This window comes from Vibrio sp. OPT46, from assembly GCF_015163535.1.
Taxonomy (GTDB): domain Bacteria; phylum Pseudomonadota; class Gammaproteobacteria; order Enterobacterales; family Vibrionaceae; genus Vibrio; species Vibrio alginolyticus.
On record NZ_JADDYG010000236.1, the window covers coordinates 109,947 to 114,415 of the forward strand.

Sequence of the window (4,469 nt, forward strand, 5' to 3'; positions counted from 1 at the left end):
TCAAGCTGTGATCATCCGTACTATGGATATCGGCGGCGATAAAGATCTCCCATACATGGATCTTCCAAAAGAGATGAACCCATTCCTAGGTTGGCGTGCTGTACGTATCAGTCTGGATCGTCGTGAAATCCTTCGTGATCAGCTACGTGGCATCCTACGTGCTTCTGCACACGGCAAACTGCGTATCATGTTCCCAATGATCATCTCTGTCGAAGAAATCCGTGAGCTTAAGAAAGCGATCGAAGAGTACAAAGAAGAGCTACGCGCTGAAGGCCACGCGTTCGACGAAAACATCGAAATCGGTGTTATGGTTGAAACTCCTGCTGCTGCTGCGATCGCACACCACTTAGCGAAGGAAGTGTCTTTCTTCTCTATCGGTACAAACGACCTAACTCAGTACACGCTAGCGGTTGACCGTGGTAACGAGATGATTTCTCACCTATACAACCCACTATCACCAGCTGTACTTACAGTGATCAAGCAAGTTATCGACGCTTCTCACGCAGAAGGTAAATGGACTGGTATGTGTGGTGAACTTGCAGGTGACGAGCGTGCAACACTTCTACTTCTAGGTATGGGTCTGGACGAGTTCTCAATGAGCGGCATTTCAATCCCTAAAGTGAAGAAAGTAGTTCGTAACTCTAACTTCGCAGAAGTGAAAGCAATGGCTGAAGAAGCCCTTTCTCTACCAACAGCAGAAGAAATCGAAGCCGTGGTAGAAAAGTTTATTGCTGAGAAAGCTCAGTAATCGGTAGTACCAAGTAATTCAATACTTAATGGCCATTAGACGGCGAAAAAAGTCGTCTAATGAGCTATATTGGTATACTATAATTCGACAGAATAAAACCAAACCTTAGGAGCATGACACAATGGGTCTGTTTGACAAACTTAAGAAGCTTGTATCTGATGACAGCGCTGACGCTGGTGCTATCGAAATCATCGCGCCACTTTCTGGTGAGATTGTAAACATCGAAGACGTGCCAGATGTTGTTTTCGCTGAGAAAATCGTTGGTGACGGTATTGCTATCAAGCCAGCAGGCAACAAAATGGTAGCTCCTGTAAACGGTACTATCGGTAAGATCTTCGAAACTAACCATGCGTTCTCTATCGAGTCTGACGACGGTGTTGAGCTTTTCGTTCACTTCGGTATCGACACAGTTGAACTAAAAGGCGAAGGCTTCACGCGTATCGCTGAAGAAGGTCAAACTGTTAAAGCTGGCGACACTGTAATTGAATTCGATCTAGCTCTTCTAGAAGAGAAAGCGAAGTCAACGCTAACTCCAGTTGTTATCTCTAACATGGACGAAATCAAAGAGCTAAACAAGCTTTCTGGTTCTGTAACTGTTGGTGAAACTCCAGTTCTACGTGTAACTAAGTAATTTTTACTTAATCGAACACGAAAAAAACGCTGCCAATGGCAGCGTTTTTTATTATCTGACTTTTTTCTGAGCGATGGGCATCGCTGAAACCCGCTCAGCTAAGTAATCCAAGTGCCGAACTCGGCCTTTGCTTTGCCTGAGCCAATAACGCAGTTGTCGCATCTTGGAGCACTTGAGAACGCACCATTTCCGTAGATTCTCTTGCGAAGTCTGTATCTCTTATTCGACTCTTGGATTCTGTAACACTCCGATTCACAGTATTTAAGTTATCCACCGAACCATTTACACGGTTCTGAAAGCTGCCAATTTCACTTCGGTGCGAATCAACGTACTTAATTGCTGCATCAATCACCCCAACTGAAAGCTGCGCCTTACCTGCCGTCGACATATCGATGTCATCCATTGTGACTAATTGACCAGCGCTCACATCAAGCTCATCCGCTAAACTCCCATCGAGAACCACACCCTCTGGCGCCTTCATCGTAGAAGCGAAGAATTGCAGTTCGTTGTTTTCCGTTACTGAAGCATTCACTATCGATTGTTGAGCATTGATGTAAGTGGCGACCTGTTCTATACGGTCACCCAATTTGAGTCCAATGGATTCCGTTTGGGTTTGCCCTTTACTGTCTTGGTATTCGACTTTTAGGGTTTGGTTATCTTTAGTGACTCGCCAATCTTTATCGACCGCATCACCAACATAATGCTGCCCTCCCATCTCTGGGATATGGCTACGCATGTTACGTAACGTCAAAGAGATTGAATTAGCGTTCGCGCCAATATGGAAACTTTGTGAACCGTAAGATCCATCAAACAGGTTTTTATCCGCAAATGTTGTCGTGATCGCGACACGATCAAGCTCATCTTGCAGCGCTACGACCTCATATTGAATACTTTGCCGATCACTTGAGTCATAACTGCCGTTTGCTGCTTGAAGCCCCAGAGAGCGTAAGCGTTGCAATATGTCACTGCTTTCGTGCAATGCTCCCTCCGCTGTTTGAGAAACAGAAAAAGCGTCGTGTGCATTTCTTAAGGCGACATCAAGCCCTCTCGCTTGTACATGGAGAGTATTCGATATCTGTAAACCTGCCGCATCATCGCTCGCCGAGTTGATTCGAAATCCCGAAGTTAGGTTGCGTTGTGAATCAACATTTTGCGCAGCTGCTTGACTCAGGTGTCTCTGCGCCACCATCGCAGAAACATTGGAATTTAAAGAGAGCATCTAATCGATATGAATGCCTTATCGAACATACTGTCAGGACACATCTGAATCGTTATAGCCAATAAGCAAAAAGCCAGGGATGAGCCTGGCTTTGGTTTCTTGCTTTGTTAAATTGATTAACCTAGCAGACTTAGCGCTGAGTTTGGCGCTTGTTTCGCTTGCGCTAGAATTGAGCTTGACGCTTGCGATAGAATTTGTGATTTGGTCATTGCCGTCGTTTCTTTCGCGAAATCTGTATCTTTGATACGGCTCTTCGACGCATTCACGTTCTCGTTAATGTTGTCCAAGTTGCTGATTGCGTGGTTGAAACGGTTCTGGAAAGCACCCAGCTCTGCACGGTGGCTATCTACGTATTTCAGTGCCGCATCGATGATAGCAACAGATTCTTGTGCGCCACCAACTGAGGTTACGTCGATAGTATCTACCGTTACTTTTTTGCCTTCGCCCAGACCTAGTTCACCAGATAGACCGCCTGAAAACTCGACCTCGCCCTCAACTTTGTTGTTGCCTGCGAAGATTTGCAGTTTACCATCTTGGTCTACTGATGCTTTCACTAGGTCAGTTTGACCGTTAATGTAAGTCGCAAGCTCTTCGATATCGTCACCCGCTTTTGCGCTGATGTTGATTTCTTGCTCTTGGCCGTAGCTGTCCGTTAGGTTGATTTTTAGGTCGTTCTTACCTTCAGCAACGTTCCAGTCTTTACCTTTACCACTTTCAGCTTGGTAGCTCACACCGCCCATCATTTTGTTGTCTGAGCGCATGTCTTTTAGCTCAAGCATCACTGCTTCACCGTTATCCGCACCGATTTGGAACGATTTCGCACCGTGTGTGCCGTTTAGTAGCTTGTTACCACCGAAAGAGGTTGTTTCTGCGATACGATTTAGTTCGTCGTTGAGTGCGGTCACTTCTTCTTGAATCGCAACGCGCTCTGCTTTCGAGTTTGAACCGTTTGCTGATTGCAGAGACAAATCACGCATACGTTGAAGAATGTTAGTGGTCTCGTTCATTGCACCTTCAGCAGTTTGTGCAATTGAGATACCGTCGTTCGCGTTGCGAACCGCTACATCCAAACCACGGCTTTGTACGTTCAAACGGTTCGAGATTTGTAGACCCGCAGCGTCATCTTTTGCGCTGTTGATTTTAAAACCTGAAGACAAACGCTCCATAGAAGTTTGTTGAGCTGAGTTTGCGTTGTTTAGGTAACGCTGAGCGGTCATCGCTGATACGTTAGTGTTTACATTCACTGCCATGGTGATTTCTCCAATTGATTTTCCGGTGTAGCGGTTTCCGACGTCTCGGAAAACCAAGTAGTTCTCTCAAAGTTACTTTTATTAACGGCGCATGCCCTGTTTTCTTTAGAGAAAATTTTAGATTTTTTTGAAAATAATTCGTTTGGAGGGGTAATCGTGACAAAGCGGATAAAAAAGCAAAAAAACTTTCATTTTTCGCTAAAGCTTCTTTTCGAATTGTCGATACAGGCAGGTTTTGCGTTAAATTCGGGCAAGGCCATTCATCAGCCAAGCAAGGTCAATGCTAGGTTTGGCGCTTGTTTTGCTTGCGCCAGAATAGAAGTACTGACCTGTTGTAAAATCTGCTGCTTCACCATTTGCGTGGTTTCTTTCGCGTAGTCAGTGTCTTGGATACGACTGTTGGAAGCAGCTAAGTTTTCGTGGATGTTATCGAGATTATTGATCGCGTGATTAAAGCGGTTTTGATACGCGCCTAACTCCGCACGACTGCCATCTACCGTTTTCAAAGCATCATCTAAAATGCCGACCGCCATCTGAGCGCCACCGACCGTGCTAATATCAATACTATCTACCGTTCTATTTACGGTGACATACTTGCCAATTTCTAACTCATCAGCCAGG

General features: G+C 45.3%; 5 protein-coding genes. 2 read left to right on the forward strand and 3 right to left on the reverse strand.

Going from position 1 to position 4,469, the window contains the following annotated elements:
- Both ptsP and crr read left to right on the forward strand, forming a co-directional pair.
- The coding region (gene ptsP / locus IQR33_RS32740; protein ID WP_228013833.1) for a phosphoenolpyruvate--protein phosphotransferase at window positions 1-748 on the forward strand (748 nt) is incomplete at its 5' end.
- 121 nt (window positions 749-869) lie between these two features.
- Complete coding sequence (crr, locus tag IQR33_RS09995; RefSeq protein WP_005382041.1) at window positions 870-1,379, forward strand: PTS glucose transporter subunit IIA; 510 nt, start codon at window positions 870-872, stop codon at window positions 1,377-1,379.
- A 94-nt stretch (window positions 1,380-1,473) separates the two neighbouring features.
- On the opposite strand, the gene IQR33_RS10000 is transcribed toward crr, so the two are convergent.
- The 3 genes from IQR33_RS10000 to IQR33_RS10010 form a co-directional block, all read right to left on the reverse strand.
- Window positions 1,474-2,598, reverse strand: coding sequence for a flagellin (locus tag IQR33_RS10000; protein WP_017634830.1), 1,125 nt, complete (start codon window positions 2,596-2,598; stop codon window positions 1,474-1,476).
- A 116-nt stretch (window positions 2,599-2,714) separates the two neighbouring features.
- Window positions 2,715-3,848 carry a flagellin gene (locus IQR33_RS10005; RefSeq protein WP_005380447.1) on the reverse strand — a complete coding sequence of 378 codons (1,134 nt, stop codon included), beginning with the start codon at window positions 3,846-3,848 and terminating at the stop codon, window positions 2,715-2,717.
- A gap of 263 nt (window positions 3,849-4,111) precedes the next feature.
- Window positions 4,112-4,469 (reverse strand): flagellin (locus IQR33_RS10010; protein WP_265575783.1); only part of this gene is annotated, 358 nt, incomplete at its 5' end.

Bases quoted from the DNA above. Each gene is read 5' to 3' on its own strand.
- IQR33_RS10000 (WP_017634830.1), bottom strand. From the start codon at position 2,598: ATGCTCTCTTTAAATTCCAATGTTTCTGCGATGGTGGCGCAGAGACAC.
- crr (WP_005382041.1), top strand. From the start codon at position 870: ATGGGTCTGTTTGACAAACTTAAGAAGCTTGTATCTGATGACAGCGCT.
- IQR33_RS10005 (WP_005380447.1), bottom strand. From the start codon at position 3,848: ATGGCAGTGAATGTAAACACTAACGTATCAGCGATGACCGCTCAGCGT.